1 pseudogene is annotated in these 535 nt (G+C 66.2%); it reads right to left on the bottom strand.

Features of this window, described 5'->3' with window-relative positions:
* Positions 1-535, bottom strand: a pseudogene (locus AC1D0N_RS31880) (IS110 family transposase); the annotation flags it as partial.

Below are 535 nucleotides of genomic sequence, written 5' to 3'. Positions count from 1 at the left end.
GCTTGGCGATGGCCTTGTTGGAGATGAGGCCGATCTCGGGCAGTTCGGCCATCAGGCGAGCGACGGTGCGGCCGGCCACACCCTTGAGCGAACGGAAGGCCTGCCCCAGCTTGGCCCACAGCGGATCGTCGTCGATCATCGAGGCGATCTCGCCTTCCAGGCGCCGCTCCTCGCGCTTGAGGAAGGCCAGCATGGCCTCGATGCTGGCGCATGTCTCGGCATCGCGTGCGGCACTTCTGCGCTGCTTGTTGACAGTCGCATCGCCGACAACCTGGCAAAGCCGCCCAACCAGCGCAGCAAGGCGCTACTGGGTCGTGCTGGGCGGTGGCGTCGGGACCGTCTTCTTGACTGCGCTATAATGGGCGATGACGGCAGCGTCGATCCGGTCGGTCTTCTCCAGATAGCCCATCGCCTCGGCGAAGCGGCGTACGCTTCTGGCATTGACCAGGGCGCACGGCATGCCGTGCGCCCACAAAAGCATGAAGCCCAGCCGCTCATAGCCGCCCGACGCCTCCATCACCGCGTGGTCTGCGCC

This window comes from Mesorhizobium sp. P2_E10, from assembly GCF_056404235.1.
Note: the sequence above shows the minus strand (reverse complement) of the source record. Positions and strands in the feature narration are given on the sequence as shown.